Source organism: Rubellimicrobium aerolatum (genome assembly GCF_017872975.1).
Classification (GTDB): Bacteria; Pseudomonadota; Alphaproteobacteria; order Rhodobacterales; family Rhodobacteraceae; genus Rubellimicrobium; species Rubellimicrobium aerolatum.
The window spans coordinates 1-21557 of sequence record NZ_JAGGJP010000008.1; the positions used below are offsets into that span (position 1 = coordinate 1).

General features: G+C 71.1%; 18 protein-coding genes and 1 tRNA gene. 9 read left to right on the plus strand and 10 right to left on the minus strand.

Features of this window, described 5'->3' with window-relative positions; all coding sequences use genetic code 11:
• Positions 1–420 precede the first annotated feature (420 nt).
• The 4 genes from J2Z33_RS10180 to J2Z33_RS10195 all read right to left on the minus strand — a co-directional run bounded on the left by J2Z33_RS10180 (position 421) and on the right by J2Z33_RS10195 (position 5647).
• Positions 421–2103 (minus strand): alpha/beta hydrolase, encoded by a 1683-nt coding sequence (locus J2Z33_RS10180; RefSeq protein WP_209840500.1) that lies wholly within the window; start codon positions 2101–2103, stop codon positions 421–423.
• A gap of 262 nt (positions 2104–2365) precedes the next feature.
• Complete coding sequence (locus tag J2Z33_RS10185) at positions 2366–3424, minus strand: linear amide C-N hydrolase (RefSeq protein WP_209840502.1); 1059 nt, start codon at positions 3422–3424, stop codon at positions 2366–2368.
• Between the two features lie 13 nt (positions 3425–3437).
• The gene (locus J2Z33_RS10190) at positions 3438–4187 is read right to left on the minus strand and encodes a hypothetical protein (RefSeq protein WP_245218761.1); all 750 of its coding nucleotides are present in this window, start codon (positions 4185–4187) and stop codon (positions 3438–3440) included.
• Entirely contained in the window at positions 4184–5647 is a 1464-nt protein-coding gene (locus tag J2Z33_RS10195) for a metal-dependent hydrolase family protein (RefSeq protein WP_245218762.1), read from the minus strand. The genes J2Z33_RS10190 and J2Z33_RS10195 overlap by 4 nt, the downstream gene beginning before the upstream one ends.
• A gap of 1248 nt (positions 5648–6895) precedes the next feature.
• On the opposite strand from J2Z33_RS10195, the gene J2Z33_RS10200 reads away from it, so the two are divergent.
• The 4 genes from J2Z33_RS10200 (at position 6896) to J2Z33_RS10215 (ending at position 10990) form a co-directional block, all read left to right on the plus strand.
• The gene (locus J2Z33_RS10200) at positions 6896–7066 is read left to right on the plus strand and encodes a hypothetical protein (RefSeq protein ID WP_209840504.1); all 171 of its coding nucleotides are present in this window, start codon (positions 6896–6898) and stop codon (positions 7064–7066) included.
• 321 nt (positions 7067–7387) lie between these two features.
• On the plus strand, positions 7388–8953 hold the full coding sequence (locus J2Z33_RS10205; RefSeq protein WP_280922899.1) for a sugar ABC transporter ATP-binding protein: 1566 nt from the start codon (positions 7388–7390) through the stop codon (positions 8951–8953).
• A gap of 16 nt (positions 8954–8969) precedes the next feature.
• Positions 8970–9974, plus strand: a complete 1005-nt coding sequence (locus tag J2Z33_RS10210) for an ABC transporter permease (RefSeq protein ID WP_209840506.1) — start codon at positions 8970–8972, stop codon at positions 9972–9974.
• 83 nt (positions 9975–10057) lie between these two features.
• Entirely contained in the window at positions 10058–10990 is a 933-nt protein-coding gene (locus J2Z33_RS10215) for an ABC transporter substrate-binding protein (protein ID WP_209840508.1), read from the plus strand.
• Between the two features lie 661 nt (positions 10991–11651).
• Here J2Z33_RS10215 and J2Z33_RS10220 read toward each other — a convergent pair.
• A tRNA-Cys gene (locus tag J2Z33_RS10220) sits at positions 11652–11725 on the minus strand.
• Positions 11726–11874: 149 nt separating this feature from the next.
• Between J2Z33_RS10220 and J2Z33_RS10225 the strand changes: the two genes are divergently transcribed.
• The 3 genes from J2Z33_RS10225 (at position 11875) to J2Z33_RS10235 (ending at position 14643) form a co-directional block, all read left to right on the plus strand.
• Positions 11875–12528 carry a protein-L-isoaspartate O-methyltransferase family protein gene (locus J2Z33_RS10225; protein WP_209840510.1) on the plus strand — a complete coding sequence of 218 codons (654 nt, stop codon included), beginning with the start codon at positions 11875–11877 and terminating at the stop codon, positions 12526–12528.
• A gap of 38 nt (positions 12529–12566) precedes the next feature.
• The gene (locus tag J2Z33_RS10230) at positions 12567–13997 is read left to right on the plus strand and encodes a TolC family outer membrane protein (protein ID WP_209840512.1); all 1431 of its coding nucleotides are present in this window, start codon (positions 12567–12569) and stop codon (positions 13995–13997) included.
• Between the two features lie 64 nt (positions 13998–14061).
• Entirely contained in the window at positions 14062–14643 is a 582-nt protein-coding gene (locus tag J2Z33_RS10235; RefSeq protein WP_209840514.1) for a hypothetical protein, read from the plus strand.
• Here J2Z33_RS10235 and J2Z33_RS10240 read toward each other — a convergent pair.
• Both J2Z33_RS10240 and J2Z33_RS10245 read right to left on the minus strand, forming a co-directional pair.
• On the minus strand, positions 14640–16094 hold the full coding sequence (locus J2Z33_RS10240; RefSeq protein WP_209840516.1) for a cobyric acid synthase: 1455 nt from the start codon (positions 16092–16094) through the stop codon (positions 14640–14642). The genes J2Z33_RS10235 and J2Z33_RS10240 overlap by 4 nt on opposite strands.
• A 73-nt stretch (positions 16095–16167) precedes the next feature.
• On the minus strand, positions 16168–16491 hold the full coding sequence (locus tag J2Z33_RS10245; RefSeq protein ID WP_209840518.1) for a DUF6280 family protein: 324 nt from the start codon (positions 16489–16491) through the stop codon (positions 16168–16170).
• Between the two features lie 243 nt (positions 16492–16734).
• Between J2Z33_RS10245 and efp the strand changes: the two genes are divergently transcribed.
• Positions 16735–17298 carry an elongation factor P gene (efp, locus tag J2Z33_RS10250; RefSeq protein WP_209840520.1) on the plus strand — a complete coding sequence of 188 codons (564 nt, stop codon included), beginning with the start codon at positions 16735–16737 and terminating at the stop codon, positions 17296–17298.
• On the plus strand, positions 17291–18130 hold the full coding sequence (locus J2Z33_RS10255; RefSeq protein ID WP_342454161.1) for an inositol monophosphatase family protein: 840 nt from the start codon (positions 17291–17293) through the stop codon (positions 18128–18130). Before efp ends, J2Z33_RS10255 begins: the two co-directional genes overlap by 8 nt.
• A gap of 125 nt (positions 18131–18255) precedes the next feature.
• On the opposite strand, the gene ygfZ is transcribed toward J2Z33_RS10255, so the two are convergent.
• From ygfZ to J2Z33_RS10270, 3 genes are all read right to left on the minus strand, one after another.
• Complete coding sequence (gene ygfZ / locus J2Z33_RS10260; RefSeq protein ID WP_209840522.1) at positions 18256–18996, minus strand: CAF17-like 4Fe-4S cluster assembly/insertion protein YgfZ; 741 nt, start codon at positions 18994–18996, stop codon at positions 18256–18258.
• Complete coding sequence (locus J2Z33_RS10265; protein WP_245218773.1) at positions 18993–20720, minus strand: ABC transporter ATP-binding protein; 1728 nt, start codon at positions 20718–20720, stop codon at positions 18993–18995. The genes ygfZ and J2Z33_RS10265 overlap by 4 nt, the downstream gene beginning before the upstream one ends.
• 77 nt (positions 20721–20797) lie before the next feature.
• The gene (locus tag J2Z33_RS10270) at positions 20798–21448 is read right to left on the minus strand and encodes a fused DSP-PTPase phosphatase/NAD kinase-like protein (protein WP_342454162.1); all 651 of its coding nucleotides are present in this window, start codon (positions 21446–21448) and stop codon (positions 20798–20800) included.
• Positions 21449–21557 lie beyond the last annotated feature (109 nt).

The window sequence follows — 21557 nt, forward strand, 5'->3', positions numbered from 1 at the left end:
CCGCCAGTGGCGCTTCCAGAACGACCCCGATCACGACTGGATCGCAAAGCGCGACGCAGGGTGAGGACCGCCGGGCTCTCCCTGCGGGCCACCCGCAGGGCAAGCAGCGGAGCGCTGCCCTGACGACGCTTGGTGACGAGGGCGGCGAGATCTTCTAGGAAACGCCCGAAGCGACGATGTTTGAGAACTCTTCGGCGCAGTGGAGAGCCGTCCTCAAGCCGTTTGGCGACATGCCTATAAGTCCGCCGGGTGAGGCTGCGCGTTGGCTTCCAAAGGGCCGAATGTGCCGCGCCGACTTCAATCCCGATGCCATCGGCTTGACAGCAGGGTCGCGTCTGGAAGGCTGGGCAAAGGATCGTCCCACCGCCTCCAGAACCTCGTTGCCCCAGAGATGTCCCCCGCGGTCATTGGCCCCTCACCCTAGCCGGAGGCTCCGTCGAGGTGTTCGGCGAGCCGTTCCGTGTCCTCCGACGACCAGTCCTCGACCCCCAGCGCCGCCGCCCAGGCCGGGGCGTAGTGCTGCGCCTGGTAGTCGTGTCCGTGGCCGGGCACTCCGAGAGCCAGCGCCATGTCTACGGCCACTTGGGCGAAGGTGACGAAGGGGAACCACCGCATCTGCGGCGACAGGTCGGGAGCTCGGTCGGGCCCGAGCCAGTCCGGCCGACGTAGCGCGAGCGACCAGTCGAAGAACACGATCGGATCGCTGCCGTACTGGAGCAGCACGAGCCGCATCGGTCCCCAATCGGCATCGAAGCGGTCGAGAGCACCCTCCTGGTTCGAGGCGCGGACCAGCGACCCGTTCCCGAACCGAGGCCGCCAGGCCGGGCTTCCGGGGGCGCGACGGTCCACGACCATGCGCCAGAAATCGCTGAGGAAGGGCGAGCCGGCCCACATGGCTCCGTCGAAGGGATCGCCCAAGACGTCCAGCAGCGGCACGGTCTCCTGCGACAGGAAGGCCCCGAGGCTCAGGCCGTGGAGGGTGAGCCGGGGCCGGTCCTCCCGCGGAAGGCCTGTCCAGTGGCGGTAGACGAGGTCGAACAGCGCCCGCGCCTCCTCCAGGCCATGCGTCGGATCGACGAGCACGGAGACGGGGCTCGGCAGGTAGGAATATTGCACGGCGACGCTGGCGACATCTCCCCGAGTCATGTAGTCGAGCGTGTCCATCGCGCCCGGGTCGAGCCAACCCGTCCCGGTCGGCATCGCGATGACGAGATGGCTCCGCTCGAACCCACCCACCCGCCGGAGCTCCTCGAAGGCAAGCCGCGCCCGTTCCTCGGCGGTCGGCGCCGCGATCAGGCCGACATAGACGCGGACCGGCGTCCGGGCAGGCCCGCCCCAGAAGGTCCCGATCGCCTCGGCCGACGGCGTGCGCGCCACCCAGTCGCGTCCCATGCGGCCGAGGTCCTCCCAGGCGACCAGCGAGGCGGCGCTGCCCGTGCGGTTCGGGTCGGATGGCGGGGCCGTGTCGGGCGGGACGAAGTCGTCGGCGAGGCGCGAGCTTTCGTCGATCATCCGCAGGACGCCGCGCAGCACCACGCCGTCGAGGAGGAGCGCGGCGAGAGCGGTCGCCCCAAGGAGGCCGACGGCCCGGGCCGCCCGTGTTGGCAGGGCGCGGCTGGCCGTCGAGGATAGACGGTCCGAAAGCCTCCCGAAGAGCCGCCCGAAGACCAGGAGCAACAGGAACGCCACGAGAGCGAGCGTCGCGATCCAGACGGACGCGAAGCCTTCGAGCGGGGGCAGGCCCCAGGCGGCGCGCACGGAGTCCTGCCAGCCCCGGCCGGCGGCCAGGGCCACCAGGGCCAGGACCCCTGCCACCAACAGGGCGATGCGCCGTAGCAGGACCGGCGCGCGGGTCCGCGCCGCGAGCCCGAGCCAAGCTGCCACCCCGACCGCCGCCTGCCAGAGGAGATAACCGAGGGCGAGGAGCGCCCCTCCCAGAAGCCCTTGAATGACGGGCGCGCGGGGCGTCATCGAGGGCGTGAGCGAAAGGGCGAACAGCAAGGTGCCGCAGAGAACGCCTCCGGCGCTGGGCCCCACGAGGACGCGGGCCGGCCACCGGCCGTTCGCGGAGACGCCCGCCCTCTCGGCCGCCTGTCGCGTCATGGTAGGGCCGGTTCCCCGGCCAGGAGGGCCCGGCGATCCGCTGGCGAGGCGCGGGGTTCGCCCTTTGCGCCCACGAGGTCCGTCCGGCACCGAACCGGCCGAAGGGTGCGAAGGAGCGCGCGCAAGCTTGGCGGCACGGGGGTCCCGGAAGCGCGCTGCACCGGCGGGCGCTTGGCGCCTGGCACGGCGGGGCTCCTCGGCACCATGCCTCCCGGGGCGTCGTGGCCGCTCGAATCCGGGGACTGGCGCATGTCCCGTCCGGTCAGTCGGCGGGCTCGAACGGGAATGGCTCGGCCAGGGCGAACTCTCCCGACGCCTCGCCGGACAGGATGCGGGCCATATCCACGCCGAGGTCGAGCTTCCGCGCCCCCGAGCCCTCCGAGAAGTCGAGCCGCTTGAGGTCGACCCAGAACACGTTCGGCGACAGCGCCGATTCCGCGTAGAAGAGCCGGTCGGTCTGGTCGGCCACGACGCGCCAACGCGTGGTGGCGAGGTTCGGTTGTCCCGGCACGCTGATGCCCCAGGGCGTCGAGGCGTTGCGGATCACGCTCATGGTCGCGGCGGCGGCCACGCGCGGGTCGGACGACTGCTCCACGGCGTCGATGTAGAACGACGCCCGCACGAAGCGGTCGGTGGCGCGGCTGGTGCCCGGAAGGAAATCGCGGGGGTTCACCCGGTCCCAGTAGGCGCGCACGGCGAGCTGCTCCTCGTAGCGCGGCTCGTTGGTCATCACCCGGAACTCGCGTGAATGATGGATCGCCAGCTCGCCGTCGATCCATTCCAGGATGGCGCTGTCACCAGTCGCGTCCGACAGCGACAGATGCACGGTCGTCATCCGTCCGGGCATGGCCGGAACCTCGCCCGTCACGGCGTCGAAGGGGGTGGCGCGCAGGTCCTCGACCGCCTCGGCCACCGTGGCGTAGTTGTCGAGGAAGTATTGTGCCCAGATCGACAGCGACATCCTCGGGGTCGTGCCGTCGTCCTCCGGGTAATCGGCATCCACCTGCCACAGCAGGTTCGCCACCAGCCCGGCCTCGTTCATCCCGTCCACCGTGGAGATGTCGTAGCCCGACACGATCAGACTGCCGTAGCGCGAGGTCCATTCGACCGAGCGCGGCCCGGCCTTGCCGTCCCGTTCCATCCCACGCGGGAAGACCCACAGGTTGCTGGCGATGGGCGCGCTCCAGTCGAAGCTGCGCCCCGTCAGGACGCGCCCCTCGGGGCCGAGATAGACGGCCCGCGTGCAGGCCTCGGCGACCGTGGCGGCCCCGAGCGCCGCCGCGAGGAGGAGGGCCGCCGCCGATCGCATCCGCCTGTTCATCGCCGTCTCCCGCTCAGAAGCGCCAGGTCACGCCGAGGAGGGGGCCGGAGAGCGCCGCCTCGAAGTCCGTCCCCCCACTGTCGTAGTCCACATACAGCCGTCGCCAGCCCGAGGAGACATAGAACCTGTCCGTGACGGCGTAGTTCAGGGTCGCGACCACCTGGTTCGTGGCCTCCGACCCGGTGCCGAAGCCACCCACGTCGGCATAAAGGATTGCCGACAGGCGCGGCGCGAGCGTCAGGTTCACCCGCGCGCCAAGGATCGGGTCCGAGAAGCTCACGTCCGCGCCGGCCGACAGGCCCACCGCCGGCGCGGCGGCCGAGACCTCCACGTCCCAGAACCGCGCCCCGGCCAGAAGGTCCACCGTCGCGCGCGGCCCGGAGACGGCGCGGTAGCCCACCGCCAGCGTGACCGACCTCTGACTCACCTCGCCCTCGGCCGGGAGCCCCGGCGGCACGGTCCCTTCGCGCGAGGAGGTGGCGCTGCTGATGTCGCCCAGGACGACCCAGCGCTCGCTCCGCGCATAGGCCGACAGGAAGAACGCCCCGTCGAGGTCCTCCAGCACGTCCGACAGCGACTCGTCGAAGTCGAGCGTCGGCCCCCCCGCGAGGGGCGTCAGCTCGCCCGATACGCCGCTGCCCCAGACGTAGGGCGTCACCTGCACGTTCCAGCCGCGCCCGTCCTGCGCGGCCGCCGGCACTGCGGCGAGGGCGGCCGCGAGGGCCGGCCCAAGCCGAACGACAAGGGACGGAAGCATCCTCATGCCGGCATCTCCTTCACGATCCGTCCCCCCTTCAGGATGAGCCGCAGGTTGGCCTCCGGGTCGCCCAGCCAGTCGAGCCCGGCCTCCGGGTCGCCCTCGACCACCAAAAGGTCGGCATGGGCACCCGGCGCGATGACGCCGAGTGGCGCGGGGTAGGGCGCCCGCCCCCCCGACAACGCCAGCAGCTCGCCCGCGTTGCCGGTGGCCATCCGCAGCGCCTCCAGCGGCGGCATGAAGCGCGCCAGCTTGGCGAGCTGCCGGCCCTGGCTCGCGCCGCCCTCGCCCGCGTTGAACAGGATGTCGGTGCCAAAGGCCATGCGGACCCCGAGGCTCCGGCCCAGGTCGAAGGCGCGCACCGTGCCCTCGGCGATGCGGGCCTGGTCGGCGCGCTGCGCCGGGTCCGGCTTGGCGTTGGCGTCCTCGTCGAGAAGGAAGGGCTGGATCGACCACCACACCCCCTCGCCGGCCATGATGCGCGCCGTCTCCTCGTCGGCGAGCTGGCCATGCTCGATGGAGCGCACGCCCGCCCTCACGGCCCGCTGGATGCCTTCGGGCAGGTAGACGTGGGCGCAGACATAGGTGCCCCAGTCCGCCGCCGCCTGCACCGCCGCGCGCATCTCCGGCTCGGTGAACTGGACGGAGTCGAGCGGGTCGTAGACCGAGGACACGCCGCCGCCCGCGTGGATCTTGATCTGGCTCGCCCCCTGCATGAGCTGCTCGCGCACGCGGCGCAGCACCTCGTCCGGCCCGTCGGCGATGACGGCGACGCCCGTCCGCTCGCTGTAGTCGGCCGGGTCGCCGGGCATCCGGGGCAGGGCGTGGAGCATCCGATAATCCCCGTGCCCCGAGGTCTGCGAGATCGCCGCGCCCGACGGGAAGATGCGCGGCCCTTCCACCACGCCCCGGTCGATCGCCGCCTTGAGCCCGAAGGCCGGCCCGCCCACGTCGCGCACGGTCGTGAAGCCGCGCCGGAGCGTCGCCCCTGCCTCGCGCCCTGCGATCAGGTGGACGAGGGCGATGTCCTGCGTCAGCGCCGCGATCTGGCTCACCGCCGTCAGCGTGGCGTGCCAATGCGCGTCGATGAGCCCCGGGATCACGGCCCGCCCGCCGCAGTCGATGACCTCGGCCCCCTCCGGGACCTCGCCGGCCGGCGGAAGCCCCGCGATCCGGTCGCCCTCGACCAGGATCGCGACGCCCTCGCGCATCGCGAGGTCGCGCCCGTCGAAGAGACGCAGATTCGTGAGCAGCAGCGGCCGCCCCGGCGCCTGCGCCCGGACCTCCACGGGTGCGATCCCGAACCCCGCGAACATCCCCAGCACCGCCGCCGCCCCGCCCAGCATCCGCCGCCGCGTGATGTCGGCCTCGATCCGCCGCATGGCCGCGAAGGTTTCCGGCGAGCCGCAGAGGCAGGAATGGTCGTGCTGGGGAAAGGGATGGGCGCGTTCGCAGGCCGAGCACATGGATGGGCTACTTTCGTCGCGGGAGGGATAGGCCGGCGGCGCGGCCTTCGCGTGAATCGTGATCTGGTTTACGCTGCGGGAGCATGGCACAGGCCGGCACGGCCAGCAACAAGCGTCGGTCGGTGCAAGGATGGTGCCAGCTCGGCGCTAGCAACTCGACGAGGCATGACGACGGTGCGTCGTTGCCCTGCTCGATCTTCCATTAGCTTCGATGGACGGCCCGTGATCACCGGAACCAGCCTTGGGATGGTCCACGCAGTCCAGAAAGGGTGCGCGTCGCCTCTCGTGCGGGAGGTTGCAAATCACGGTGCCATTCGGCTCGTCGGCACGAGCGGACCTGCAGGCGGACGCCCGCCCCAGCTTCGGCCATCGGTGCCCTTGAAATCGTGCAGGGCGGCGGCGGCGGCAGGGCGCCCGTCCGGCTGGATTGCCGGTCTTGCCCACGCATGCGTTGGTCCGCTCCATCTTCTTCTGCCAACGCGCATCCCTGGCGGCATCGCCCGCCCTGGTCCCGTCGTGCCAAGTGCCAAACCATCGGTCGAGCGGGATGGGCCCGTCCGCGTAGTTCGCCCCGAAGTTCTTGTGGTGGAAATAGTGGGCGAAGGCGTGGGTATCGACGGCCTTGTCATCGCCCGTCTTGATCTTGTCGAATCCCAGATGGCCCACGACAGCCCCGAAGCCCGCCATGTGGAGGGCGAGGAGCCCATTGCATCAGGGATGGTGAGATCACCGCAAACGTCGTGTCGGGGTGTTTCAAGGTCGTCGTGGAACTATGGCCTCATCGGAGAAGCATCCAAGCAGGGACGCGTTCTGAGGTGTCGCGTTCCGCCGAAGGGAGAGCCGCCATGCGTCGGGTCAGCATCGCCGAAATCAGGCGCGAATCAGGGCTGTCCCGCGCGACGATGAATCGTGTCCTGAACCGCCCGGGGGGACCTGCATCCCCTGACCAGGACCGTGGTCGAGGAGACGATCCTCCAACTGTCGATGCCCGTGCCCTTTTCCAGGGTGGTCCGTTCCGGCGAGGCCCTGGGCGAGGACAGCCCGGGCCTGACGCGGAATCGGTCGCTCGCCTCATGAAGGCGCAGCCGGCGCTGGGCGCCATCTACAACGTCGGCGGCGGGAACCTGGGCCTCGCCTGAGCCCTGAGAGAAGCCGGCCGCGCCGACGACCTCCTGCTCGTCGGTCACGTGACCAACGGGATCACCGTCCCTCTCCTGCGCGACCCGTCTCCTGCGCGACGGAGCAGCCATGGACTTCGCCCTCGCCCAGGACCCGGCAGCCCTGCTGGCCGAAGCCATGCGACAGGCCGCCACGAAGCCGGAGGAGCGGTCCCGCGACGGCGTCCTGCTGGATCTCGTCGTGTTCACCCGCATCGAGCTGCCAAGCTTCGGGCAGACCGAAGCGGGCGCTCCGTCCTGAAAGCCGCGCCGGGGCGTGCGCGACCCTCGGGCTGCGTAGAACGAGACGGCCCGGCTCGAACCGATGGCTTGTTGCGGGCCCGGATGAAGGCGCCTTCCAACCCAAGAGATCGAGATTCCACTCCATCCCGATTCGAGCAGTGATGATGTTTCAGGATGCATCAAGGGCATGGGCGCCTTGACCTATGCGCGAGGTTCAGCGCGCAGCCTGACAGGATCGGGACTGAATGGCGGAGCTTTGGCCTGTTTCTTCCAGCATGACGCATCGAGACATTGCGTCACTCGAACCAGCCGTGGCAGGCTGAAGGAGACCCGGGATGGCATGGCCAAAGAAGCCGACGACCGGGCAGGGGAGGAGAACGTGACGGGAGCACAGCCCGAGGCGCTGCCGACATTGGTGGATATGCGGGGAATAGAAAAGTCGTTCCCTGGCGTGCGTGCCTTGCAGAATGTCCGCTTCGATCTCCGCCCCGGCGAGGTCCACGCCCTCATGGGCGAGAACGGAGCGGGCAAGTCGACGCTGATGAAGATCCTGACCGGGGTCTATCAGCCGGACGGCGGCGAGATCCGGGTCGATGGCCGGCCGGTCACGCTGCGCGATCCGCAGGCCGCGCAGGCTCTCGGCATCAGCATCATCCATCAGGAGCTCTACCTGATGAACCATCTCACAGCGGCGCAGAACATCTTCATCGGCCGCGAACCCCGCAAAGGCTTCGGCATTTTCGTCGATGAAGCCAAGCTCAGGCGCGACGCGGCCGCGATCTTCCGGCGGATGAGGGTGGGCATCGACCCGGCGGCCGAGGTCGGCCACATGACCGTGGCGCGCCAGCAGCTCGTCGAGATCGCCAAGGCCCTGTCGTATGACGCCCGGGTCCTCGTCATGGACGAGCCGACCTCCGCCCTGAACGAGACCGAGGTCGAGCATCTCTTCACGGTGATCGACGACCTCAAGGCCAACGGCGCCGGGATCGTCTACATCACCCACAAGATGGACGAGGTGAAGCGCATCGCCGACCGGGTGACCGTCATGCGCGACGGCCAGTACATCGACACGCTGCCCGCCGCGACGACGCCGATGGCGACCATCATCCAGATGATGGTGGGGCGCGAACTGGCCGATCAGCACCGCGCCACGGGGCGACGGGCCGAGGAGGAGGTGCTGCGCGTCACCCGCCTGAACCGGGGCGATGCGATCCGCGACGTGAGCTTCGCCCTGCACAAGGGCGAGATCCTCGGGTTCGCCGGGCTCATGGGGGCGGGAAGGACCGAGGTCGCGCGCGCGATCTTCGGCGCGGACCCGATCGACAGCGGCGAGATTCGGGTCCACGGGCGGCCACGCCGGATCGCCAGCCCGGCCGACGCCGTGGCGAACGGCATCGCCTATCTGAGCGAGGACCGCAAGCACTTCGGCCTCGTGACCGGCATGTCGGTGCGCGACAACGTCACCATGGCGAGCTGGGGGCGCTTCATGTCCGGCGGCCTGTTCATGCGGGACGGCGCGCTGGGCGATGTGGCCAAGGACTACGTGCGCAGGCTCAAGGTGAAGACGCCGCACGTCCACCAGGAGACGCGGCTCCTCTCCGGCGGCAACCAGCAGAAGGTCGTCATCGCCAAGTGGCTCCTGCGGGACTGCGACATCCTGATCTTCGACGAGCCGACCCGAGGCATCGACGTGGGCGCCAAGGCCGAGATCTACCGCCTGCTCGAGGACCTCGCCGCGCAGGGCAAGGCGATCATCGTGATCTCCTCCGAGCTGCCCGAGGTCCTGCGGCTGTCGCACCGCATCGCGGTGATGTGCGAAGGGCGGATCACGGGCGAGCTCGATGGCCGCACGGCCACGCAGGAGGACATCATGACGCTGGCGACGCAGCGCGCCGAGGCGGCGTGAACCGGAGGCACGAGCAATGACCGACACCACACTCAAGACCTCCGGCTGGGGCGGGTCCCGGCTCTTCACGACCGCGACCGTGCAGAAGGCCGTGGCATTCGTCGTGCTGATCGCGCTCCTGGCCTTCTTCGGCCTGTTCGCCCCGAACTTCGCGACCTGGAGCAACATGGTCGGCATCATGCAGGCCACCGCCGTCAACGGCGTCCTGGGCGTGGCGGTGACCTTCGTCATCATCTCGGGGGGCATCGACCTCTCGATCGGCACGATGATGACCCTGACGGCGGTCGTCGCCGGGCTCCTCCTGACGAACCTCGGGATGCCGCTGCCGCTGGGCATCATCGGCGCGATCCTGTTCGGGGCCTTCATGGGCTCGATCTCGGGCGCCGTGATCGCCTACATGAAGATTCCGCCCTTCATCGCCACTCTGGGCATGATGCAGATCGCGCGCGGCCTCGCGCTGGTCTTCTCGGGGGCTACGCCGATCTACTTCAACGACACGCCGAACTACGGGCTCCTGTCGCCCGTGAGCTCGATCTCCGCCCTGATCCCGGGGCTGGAGATCCCGAACGGCGTGCTCATCATGTTCGCCGTCGCCGCAGTATCCTCGATCGTGCTGACGCGGACGATCGTCGGTCGGATGATCTTCGCGCTGGGCAGCAACGAGGAGGCCGCGCGCCTGTCCGGCATCAAGGTGAACCGCTGGAAGATCCTCACCTATGCCATCAGCGGCGGCATCTGCGGCGTCGCCGGCCTGATCGTCTCGGCACGCCTCAACTCGGCGCAGCCCGCGCTGGGCCTGGGCTACGAGCTCGACGCCATCGCGGCGGCGGTCATCGGGGGCACCTCGCTCTCGGGCGGGCGGGGCACGGTGACGGGGACGATCATCGGCGCCTTCATCATGAGCGTGCTGACCAATGGGCTGCGCGTCATGGGCGTCCAGGAGGAATGGAAGATCGTCGTGACCGGCGCGATCATCATCGTCGCCGTCTTCATCGACATCGTCCTTCGTAGAAAGGCCTGATCCGGGAGAGAGACCAACAAGAGACGAGATCGACCACCTCGGATGCGCCAACCGCACCGGGTCCAACAATCAGGGAGTGAGACATGAAGAAGACCATCCTGACCTCGGCACTGGCCCTCGGGCTCGCCATGGGGGCGGCCCCCGTCGTCGCCCAGGAGACCTATTTCCCCATCATCGCCAAGGGCTTCAGTCACCAGTTCTGGCAAGCCGTGAAGGCCGGCGCCGAGGAGGCCGCCACCCGCAACGGCGTGACGATCACCTTCGAGGGGCCGAACACCGAGGCCGAGATCGACAGGCAGACCGACATCCTGAACGCGGCCATCGCCAAGGCGCCGCAGGGCTTGGGCTTCGCCGCGCTCGACAGCCAAGCCCAGGTCCCGGCGCTGCAGCAGGCGGCCGACGCCGGCATCCCGATCGTCGCCTTCGACTCGGGCGTCGAAAGCGACCTGCCCCTGACGACCTGCTCGACCGACAACATCGCGGCCGCCGCCGCCGCCGCCGACGCCCTGGCGAAGGCCATCGGCGAGGAGGGCCAGATCGCCGCGGTGATCCACGACCAGACCAGCGCCACCGGCATCGGCCGTCGCGACGGGTTCCTCAACCGCATCGCCGAGGCCTATCCGAACATCGAGGTCGTCGATGTCCAGTACGCCAACGACGCGCTGAAGGCGGCCGACAACGTCAAGGCGATGCTGCAGGCCAACCCCGACATCAAGGGCATCTTCGCCTCGAACGAGGGCTCGGCCATCGGCCTGTCCGTCGCGCTCAGGGAGACCGGCTCCGACATCGTCGGCGTCGGCTTCGACTCGGGGCGGACGCAGAAGGACGCGATCATGGACGGGACCCTGCTGGGAGCCATCACGCAGAACCCGGTCGGCATCGGCCAGTGCGTCGTCGATTCGCTCGTCAAGGCCACGAAGGGCGAGGAACTGCCCGAGGTCATCGACACCGGCTTCTACTGGTACGACCAGAGCAACATGGCCGACCCGACGATCGCCGCCGTGCTCTACGACTGATCGCAGCACGGGTCCCCCTTGGCCCTCCTCCGGTTCGCGGGGGAGGGTTCAGCTCCGATGGGCTTGCCGGAGCCTGGGGAACGCCAGGGGAGGTCGCTTCCGACAGCGCCATGCCCGCGCGCGTTCGTGGCCTGCTGCCGGTTTCCTGGACAGCAGGCCACCGCGTCGTTGAGCGCCGCTCGAAGAACTTCTTGGGATGAGGTGGCTCAGGGCCGAGTGACGTCCGGCCGGGTTACAGGACCGCTCAACGCAATCGAAGACGTCGGTTCGGGCCGTATCCTGGCTGCGGTTCGCTTGGCCGACATGAACGCAAGAAGGCTTTCCGTCAGCGACCTCGCCGTCGTGCTCGGAGCGGCGTCGTCCGATGGCACGATCCGACGCTCCCGGCCTCAGGTCGTCCAACGCACCGCGTGGGCTCTGAACCGCAGTTGCAAGCCGTCCGGAGCCGGTCGCAACGGCGCTCCTGGACGGCAGGCCTTGGCCCGTCACGACTGGCGTCCCTCATCGGCCGAAGCCCACGCCTCGCCAAATCAACCATCCCGATACCAGCCTGCTCACCACGGCAAGGCAAAGGAGGTGCGTCGTGAACGAAAGTGCAAACACCTCTGTAAACGGCGCAGGGCCGATGAAAGGAGAAGTTTTGCAAGTGCCTAAACATAAATGGAGGCGAGTACCGGAATCGAACCGGTCTACACGGATTTGCAATCCGCTGCGTAACCTCTCCGCCAACTCGCCGCCGTCCCTGTCGGAACGGGGCCGGGATACATGACCCGGAGGCCACGCGCAAGCGGCCGCGACGCGAGGGGAGGCGCGGGGCCGATTGTGCCGGCGCCGGGGCTGTGCCAAGACTCCGGGAAAGGCCGAGACTCCGGAGCGTCCACCCCTTGTCCGATTTCCAGACCCGCCGCACCATGATGGTCGACACGCAGGTCCGTCCCGCCGACGTGACCCGCTTCCCCATCATCGAGGCCATGCTTCACGTCCCGCGCGAGGCCTTCGTGCCCGAATCGCGCCGCGAGGCCGCCTACCTGGGCGAGAACCTCTACCTTGCCCCCGGCCGCGTCGTGCTCGAGCCGCGCACCCTGGCCAAGTTCCTCGAAGGGCTCGACATCCGCCCGGGCGAGCGGGTGCTCGACCTCGGCACGGGCCTGGGCTACGGCGCCGCCGTGATGGAACGGATGGGCGCCGTCGTGACCGCCGTGGAGGACGACCCCGCCCGCGCCGCCGCCGCGACCGCCGCCCTCGCGGCCCAGGGCGCGGCCAACGCCCGCGTCGTCGCCGCCCCGCTGGCCGAGGGCGCACCCGCCCAGGCCCCCTTCGACGTCATCCTGGTCGAGGGCGCGGTCGAGACGATCCACGACGCCCTCCTGGCGCAGCTCGCCGAGGACGGGCGCATCGCCGCCCTCTTCGCCGAGGAGCAGCTCGGCATCGCCCGGATCGGCCGCAAGGAAGCGGGTCTGGTGAACTGGCGCTACGCCTTCAACGCCGGGGCGCCCGTGCTTCCCGGCTTCGGACGCGCCACGGCCTTCGTGCTCTGACGGCGCGCGATCAACAGGAACGAGGCGGAGCGAGCATCATGCGACACATCTTCCGCGGAACCGTGGCCGCTCTGGCCCTCTGGGCCGGGACCGCCCAAGCCGAGACGCTGGCCGACGCGCTGGTGGACGGCTACAACTCCTCCGGCCTCATCGAGCAGAACCGGGCCACCCTGCGCGCCGCCGACGAGAACGTGGCCCAGGCCGTGGCCACCCTGCGCCCGGTGCTGAGCTGGTCCGCCTCCCTGGAGCGGAGCTTCACCTCGGCCGAGGTCGCGACCGCCGGGCTCCTCGGCACCACCGTGGAGCGGCTCGAGGCCAACTCCGACGAGCTCGCGGTCGGGCTGTCACTGACCCAGACGCTCTGGGACTCGGGCGCCCGCCGGCTGGCGATCGAGGCGCAGAAGGAGACGGTGCTCGCCACCCGCGAGTCGCTGCGCGACATCGAGCGGCAGGTCCTCCTCCGCATCGTCAGCGCCTATCAGGAGGTGCGGCGCGCCCGCGCCTTCGTCGGCCTGCGCGAGAACAACGTCCGCGTCATCGGCGAGGAGCTGCGCGCCGCCCAGGACCGCTTCGAGGTCGGCGAGGTGACGCGCACCGACGTGGCGCTGGCCGAGGCCGAGTTGGCGGCGGCGCGCTCCAACCTCGTGGCTGCGCAGGGCGACCTCGCCACCGCCATCGAGGACTTCCGCGCCTTCGTGGGCCGTGCGCCCGGCGACCTGGAGCCGCCGCCCTTCGCCACGATCCCGTCCGCCCCGGCCGAGGCCGAGGCCATCGCCCTGCGCTCCTACCCGGAATTGTTGCAGGTGCAGCACCAGGTCGCCGCCGCCGAGATCGCCATCTCGGCCACCCGGGCCCAGCAGCGACCCACCGTTGCGCTGAGCGGCGGGATCTCCCTCTCGCGCGAGAGCGACGCCCTGGGCGAGCTGGCCGAGGCCCCGAACACCGGGGTGGCGCAGGTCGGCGTCTCGGTGGAAGGCCCGATCTATCGGGGCGGGGCCGGGGCCTCGGAGGTCCGGCAGTCCCGCGCCCAGCGCGACGAGGCGCGGGCGAGCCTGATCGAGGTCTCGCGCGGCGTCGTCCAGGCGGTCGGCACGGCCTACGCCAACCTCGAGGTCGCCCGCGCCAGCCGCTCCGCCTTTTCCGAGCAGGTGCGCGCCGCCCAGATCGCCTTCGAGGGCGTGCGCGAGGAGGCGACGCTCGGCGCGCGGACCACGCTCGACGTGCTCGACGCCGAGCAGGAGCTCCTCGACGCCCGCGCGAGCCTCGTGGACGCCGAGATCAACGAGGCGCTGGCCACCTACCAGATCCTGTCGGCGGCGGGGCTGCTGTCCGCGCAGACGCTCGGGCTGAACGTCCAGGTCTACGACCCTTCGGCTTATTACGACCTGGTGGACGACGCCCCCTCGGCCGCCTCGCGGCAGGGCCGGGCGCTGGACCGGGTGTTGCAGTCGATCGGGCAGGGGAACTGAGCCCGCCGTCCCGGCCCCGCGCGGCGGGGCAGGGGACCCGATCCCGGCCCGAACGGAAGGCACGATGGCGAATCCTCCCAAGACCCCCGGCGAGCCCTTCCCCTTGGCGCTGCGCCGCCCGCGCGAGGAAGGCCGCGCCGCTCCCATGGGCCGCCTCGTCCTGACCCCGTCCCTGCGGGTGCGCGAGCCTGCCGACCCCGACCCCACGGCGTCATTGCCCGAGGCGTCTCCGCCGCCCCGCCCGACGACCCCCGCCATCGAGCCCGTCCTCGTCCCGACCGGGTCCATTCCCGCCCCGGCGACCCCGGACGAAGCCGTCGCCGGCCCGATCCCCGATCCATCGGCGATCCCGCCATCCGCCGCCTCCGCACCCGACCCCGCTCCGCCCGAGCTCCCGCCCGCCGCCGCGCCGCCGATCCCGGCACCAGCGGAGGCTCCGGCCCCCCGGCCGCCCGAGCCCGTCCCCTTGCCCCTGGCCGGCCTCGACGAGGCCGCGCTCCGCGCCCTGGTGGCCGAGGTCGTGAGCGAGGAACTGCGGGGCGAGACCGGCGCGCGCGTCACCCGCAACCTCCGCAAGCTCGTCCGGCAGGAGGTGCTCCAGGCCCTCGCCATGCGCGCCGCCGCCCGGCCTCCTGGTCAGACCTAGACCTCCGCCGCCGTCGCCAGCAGCGCGTCGAGGTCCAGATGCCGCTCCAGATGCGCGGCCAGCCGGTCCAGCGTGGCCTCCACCTCGCCCTCCCAGTCGAAGGGGACGCCCGCGCCGCCCAGTTCCGACAGCCAGGCCGCGCGGAAGGCGTCCGCCGCGAAGAGCCCGTGGAGATAGGTTCCCCGCACCCGCCCGTCCGCGCTTTCCGCCCCCTCGGGCCGCCCGTCCACGACCAGCCAGGGCCGGTCCCGGTGCGGCCCCTCGGTGCGGCCCATGTGGATCTCGTAGCCCCGCACCGCCGCGCCGCTCGCGGGGTGGGTCCCCTCCACGCGGGCCAACCGCTTCTCGCGACCCATCACCGTCACCACGTCGAGGAGGCCGAGCCCGTCCACGCCTCCGGGCGGCCCCTCGATCCCGTCCGGGTCCTCGATCCGCCGCCCGAGCATCTGGTAGCCGCCGCAGAGCCCCAGCACCCGCCCGCCCCGCCGCCGATGCGCGAGGAGGTCCACGTCCCAGCCCTGCGCGCGGAAATGCGAAAGGTCCGAGATGGTCGCCTTCGACCCCGGGATCAGCACCACGTCCGCGTCGCCCGGCAGCGCCCGCCCGGGCGGCACGATCTCCACGCCGACGCCGGGCGTCGCCGCCAGCGGGTCGAGGTCGTCGAAGTTCGCGATCCGGCGCAACTGCGGCACCGCCACCTTGACCGTTCCCGTCGTCCCCCGCCCGGCGATGTCGAGGATGTCCTCGGCCGGCAGCCGCCACGCCTCCTCGAACCACGGCACCACGCCCAGCCCCGCCCAGCCCGTCCGCTCGGCGATCATCCGGAACCCGTCGTCGAAGAGCCGCGGGTCGCCCCGGAACTTGTTGATCGCGAAGGCGCGAATCATGGCGCGATCGCCCGCCTCCAGCACCGCGTGGGTGCCGACGATCTGCGCGATCACGCCGCCCCGGTCGATGTCGCCCACCAGCGCCACCGGCACCCCGGCCGCCCGCGCGAATCCCATGTTGGCGATGTCCCCCGCCCGCAGGTTGACCTCGGCCGGGCTCCCCGCGCCCTCCACGATCACGAGGTCGCGCCCCGCCGCCAGCCGCCCGAAGCTTTCCAGCACCGGCGCCATGAGCTGCGGCTTCAGGCCTGCGTAGTCCCGCGCCCGCACGCTCGCCACGCGGCGGCCCTGCACGACGACCTGCGCGCCCGTCTCCGTCTCGGGCTTGAGCAGCACCGGGTTCATGTCCACCAGCGGCTCCAGCCCCGCCGCCCGCGCCTGCAGCGCCTGAGCCCGTCCGATTTCGCCCCCATCGGCGGTCACGGCGGCGTTGTTGCTCATGTTCTGCGGCTTGAAGGGCGCGACCCGCAGGCCCCGCATCCGGCAGGCCCGCGCGATCCCCGCGACCAGCAGGCTCTTGCCCACGTTCGAGCCCGCGCCCTGGATCATCACGGCCTTCGCCATCGCCCCTCCCCATGACGAAAGCGCGGACCCGAGGGCCCGCGCTGTTCCGTGAAACTCCCGAAGGAAGGCTCCGTCAGGCGGCCTTCGCCTCTTCCTCGGCGGCGTGGCGACGCTCGCTCTCCTCGCGAGACAGCGCGACCGAGGTCCGCACGCCCTTGCCGACGAAGTCCATGAGGCCCTGGACCACCCGCTCGTTCGGGTCGATGCCGGCGCAGGTCAGCACTTCGCGCCCGTCCTTGGACCGCGCCCAGCGGGCGATCTGCTCGGGACCGTTGCCGAACTTCTTGTCATCCGCAATGGCGTCGTCCAGCGCCGCCAGCACGACCGCCGCGAAAAGCTTGCGCGCGCGGTTGCCCTGCTCGTTGTTGTAGGCGGTGCCGTCGATGAAATCCTTCATTTTTCTTCCTTTTTCTTCGCTTCCGCGTCCGAGGGCCCGTGATAACTACCGTTTTGAGCCGCCGGGAGCGGTGCTCTTTCAGCATGGCTGCCATGCGTTTCGATCATGGCAATTCTATGGAAGGGACGGATCGGGTCCTCGCGAAACCGGGAGTTCGCCTTGTGCTGGCGGCGCACGGGCGATATGGCTCCCCCGCCGCGAAGGTCAACGCCGCTCGCGCAGTCGTCATCGGGGGAGGGGGCCATGCCCAAGATCAACGGCAACGAGATCAAGCCGGGCCTGATCCTCGACCATGACGGCGGCCTCTGGGCGGCGGTGAAGGTGGATCACGTCAAGCCCGGCAAGGGCGGCGCCTTCGCGCAGGTGGAGCTCAAGAACCTCCGCGACGGCCGCAAGCTCAACGAACGCTTCCGTTCCGCCGACAAGGTGGAGACGGTGGAGCTGGAGAAGAAGGACCAGCAGTTCCTCTACGAGACCGACGGGATGCTGACCTTCATGGACAGCGAGAGCTTCGAGCAGATCGCGCTGCCCGCCGACCTCCTGGGCGACCGCCGCCCCTTCCTCCAGGATGGCATGACGGTCCGCGTGGAATACGTGGGCGAGGAGGCGCTCAACGTGGCGCTCCCGCCCAAGGTCACCTGCACCATCGCCTCGACCGACCCCGTGCAGCGCGGCCAGACCGCCGCCAACAGCTTCAAGCCGGCGATCCTCGACAACGGCCTGCGCGTGCTGGTCCCGCCCTTCATCGGCGAGGGAGAGCGCGTCATCGTCAACACCGAATCCATGGAATACTCCGAGCGTGCCTGATCCGATCTCGCCCGCGCAACGCGACCTCCTCCTGCGGGCGGCGAGGGACGCCGCGCGCGAGCGGATCATGCCGCGCTTCCGGGCCCTCGCGCCGTCCGACATCTCCACGAAATCCGGCCCTGCCGACCTCGTGACGCTGGCCGACACCGAGGCCGAGGCGCAGATCGCCGCCGCCGTCCGTGCCGCCTGGCCCGAGGCCACCGTGCTGGGTGAGGAATCGGTCGCCGCCGACCCGTCCCTCCGCACCGCCATGGGCACCGCCGACCCTTGCGTGGTCATCGACCCCGTGGACGGCACCTGGAACTTCGCCAAGGGCCTCGCCGTCTTCGGCGTCCTCCTCGCGGTGCTGCGCCGGGGCGTCCCCGTCTGGGGCCTCCTCTACGACCCCGTGATGGACGACTGGATCGAGGCAGTCCCCGGCGCCCCCGCCCGGTTCGAGACCGCCTCGGGCCGCGTCACCGACCTCCGGGCCTCCGCCGAATCGCGGATCGACCGCCTGACCGGCTACATGCCGCTCGGCCTCTTTCCCCACGCCGACCGGGAACGGATCGCCAAGGAGTTCCCCGACTTCCTACGGATCACCGGCCTGCGCTGCGCGCTCCACGAATACCGCATGGTCGCGCAAGGCCACGCCGAGTTCTGCCTTTCCGGCCCGGTCCCGCACCCCTGGGATCACGCGGCGGGCGTCCTCGCGGTCCAACAGGCCGGCGGCGTCGCGCGATTCCTCGACGGCGAGGACTATACCGCCGAGCGCCCGCGCGGCGTCCTCCTCAGTGCCGGCTCCGAGGCCGCCTGGGACTCGCTGGCCCAGCGTTTCGCCTTCCTAGCCTGATGGCGGTCTCGCATGGCGGGCCGAACCCCGCTCTACACGGTGCATCGCGTTCGACAGCGTAGGACGGGCTTCCCCCCACCATTCCACCTCGACCACGATGCGGAACGCTGGCGACGGACCCCGCCCTACGCCGGCCCCGCGACCACCCGCGCGTCCCCCGCCGCCAGCGGCCCGCCCATCCGGTCGAACCGCAGATGCGCGATCCCGCGCCCGCCCGACTGCGTATAGAGCGCCCCCGCCTCGCGCCCGTCCCCTGTCAGGATCGGCGTCCCCACCGGCGCCGCCCCCTCCACTGCGACGCCCACGAGCCCCTTCCGCAGCTCCGTCTTGTGCTTCATCCGCGCCGTGACCTCCTGGCCCACGTAGCAGCCCTTCCGGAAGTCCACCCCGTGCAGCCGCTCGAACCCCGCCTCCAGGATGTAGGTCTCGGGCGTCAGCTCCACCCCTGTCTCGGGGATCACGTGCGCGACCCGGATGGCGTCCCAGTCCGTCCCGTCGCCCCCGCCCTCGGCTCCATAGAGCCGCCAGCCCAGCGCCGGATGGCGCGGATCGGCCCAGGCCCCCTCCGGTGGTGCCCCCGTCCCCCGCCGCACCCCCAGCTCCGTCGGCACCAGCCGCACGTCCGCCCGCAGCCGATACATCCCCAGCCGCTGCACCAGCGCCGGCGCGACCCCCTCGGCCACGTCGATCAGGATGCGCTCCCCGTCCGGCACCAGCAGAAAGTCCGCCAGATACTTCCCCTGCGGCGTCAGCAGCGCCGCATAGACCAGCCCCTCCCGCAGCCGCCCCACGTCGTTCGTCACGAGCCCTTGGAGGAACCCCTCCCGATCCGCCCCTTCCACCGCGACGATTGCCCGCCCGCTCATCCCTGCTGCCTTTCTTTGGCTCCAAATATCCCGGGGGAGTCGCCGGAGGCGACGGGGGCAGAGCCCCCTTCGTCCCTGAACTGGAGCCGGTGCAGCTCCGCGTAAAGCCCGCCCCGCGCCAGCAGCTCCTCGTGCGTCCCCTGGTCCACGACCCGCCCCCGGTCCATCACCACGATCCGGTGCGCCGCCCGCACGGTGCTCAGCCGGTGCGCGATGACCAGCGTCGTGCGCCCCTCCGACAGCCGGTCCAGCGCCGCCTGCACCACCGCCTCCGACCGGGTGTCGAGCGCCGATGTCGCCTCGTCCAGCAGCAGCACCGGCGTGTCGCGCAGCAGCGCCCGCGCGATGGCCACCCGCTGCCGCTGCCCGCCCGACAGCGCCGACCCCCTCGGCCCGGCCGGACTGTCGAGCCCGTGGGGCAAAACGGGCAGGAAGTCCGCCACGTGCGCCGCCTCCACGACCTCGGCCAGCCGCGCCTCGCTTACGTCCGTCCGGCCGAGCAGGATGTTCTCCCGCACCGTCTCGTCGAAGAGCAGCGCGTCCTGCGCCACGACCGAGAACAGCCCCCGCAGCGCCCCCAGGTCCATGTCCCGCACCGGCACGCCGCCGACCCGCACCTCGCCCCGGTCCGCGTCCACCATCCGCGTCAGCAGGTTGAACACCGTGCTCTTGCCCGCGCCCGAGGCACCCACCAGCGCCGTCGTCCGCCCCGCCTCCGCGACGAAGGACAGCCCCCGCAGCACCGGCTGCCCCCCATAGGCCAGATGCACGTCCCGCAGTTCCACCGCCGGCGCGCCCACCGGCGGGGCCACCGGCCGCGCCGGGGCCAGGATCACCGGCCGCGCGTCCAGCACCGCCCGCATCCGCTCCACGCTCGCCGCCGCCTGCGTCCAGGTGCCCGACAGCGCCGCCAGCCGCCGCAGGGGCTCGAAGGCCAGCGCCATGGCGGTGAAGAAGGCCATGAACTCGCCCACCGTCTTCTCGCCCGCGACGATCTCGCGCCCGCCCAGCGCCAGCACGGCCAGGAACCCCAACCCCGACATCACGTCCACCAGCGCCGGGATCGCTGCCCGCCCCGCCGCGCCGCGCACCTCGGCCGTCACCCGGCGCCGCAGCAGCGCGTCGTAGCGCCGGGCCTGATATCCCTCCAGCCCGTTCAACTTGATGGCCTGAAGCCCGTGGAACACCTCGTCGAGCCGCGTGGACATCTCGCCCGCGACCTCGCGCGCCGCCCGCGCCCGCCGCCGCACGAAGCCTTGCAGCCCCAGCGCCGGCAGCACCAGAACCGGCACGCCCACCAGCGCGACCAGCGTCCAGCGCCAGTCCACCGCCAGAGCCACGCCCAACAGCGACACAAGCCCCACCGCGTCCCGCCCGATCCCCGTGGCCAGCGACGTCCAGATCGAGCCCAACGCCTGCACGTCGCCCCCCACCCGCTCGATCAGCACCCCCGGCGGGTGGTCGCGGTGGAACGCCCCGTCCAGCCGCATCAGGTGCCCGAGCAGGTCGCGCCGCAGCCCCGCCGCCGCCCTTTCGTTCACCCGCGTCAGGATCACCTTCTGCCCGGCCCCGGCGACCGCCCGCAGCGCGAAGATCCCGGCGATGGTCAGCCCCACGACCCAGATCGCGCCGGGCTCGCGCGCCACGAACACCCGGTCGAACATCGGCTGCACGCCCCGCGCGAAGAGCCCCAGCGACGCCCCCTCCAGCGCCATCAGCCCCATCGCCGCGACCAGCCAGGGCCAATGCGGCCGCAGGTAGCCCCCCCAGAGCCAGCCGAGGTCGCCCCTGCGCCGCCCGCTCACCGCCGTTCCCGCAGGGCCACGAGGTCGTAGTCCGTCGCGAACCATTCCTCGATGCCGATCGGCCCCCGCGCCAGCCGCGCCTCGTAGAGGTCCAGCACCCGCCCCAGCACCCCCGCCTTCGACGCGCGGACATGGAGGTAGCGGAACGACAGGTGCCGCCGCGCCTGCGCCACCGTCCAGCCCTCGTGCGCCATCAGATAAAGCGCGCTCGCGAACCCCGCCCGGTCGGCGCCCGACTTGCAATGCATCAGGAACGGCCGCTCCAGTGTGCGGAACGCCTCGAACAGCTTCAGCACCTGGTCCCGCGCCGGAGGCTTCCGGGCGTGGAGCATCACGCTCGTCAGCCGCAGCCCCAGCGCCTCGCAGCTTTCCTTCTCGAAGAGGAACCGCGGCTGCTCGGCGGTGCCGCGCAGGTTCAGGATCGACTTGATCCCCGCCGCCCTGATCTCCACGAAGCGCGCGTGCGTCGGCTGGTTCGACCGCCAGACGCCCGGCGCGATCTCGTCCATGTTGGTCCAGTGGTGCCGCAGGATCGCATGATCGATGAGATTGTAGTGCAGCAGCGCCCGCCGCCGCGCCGCCGGGTCGCTCAGGTCGGTGCTCCGCGTCCGGGGCGACCCCCGCAGCAATCGGGAAAGCAGGCTCACGTCATCCTCTGGTCCAGGGTCCCCCCATGTAGGCCCCCCCGGCCCCCGCAGCAAGCACGGCCGCCCCGCTGGCATCCCCGCCCGCGCGGCGCTACCACGTCGCCGTCCC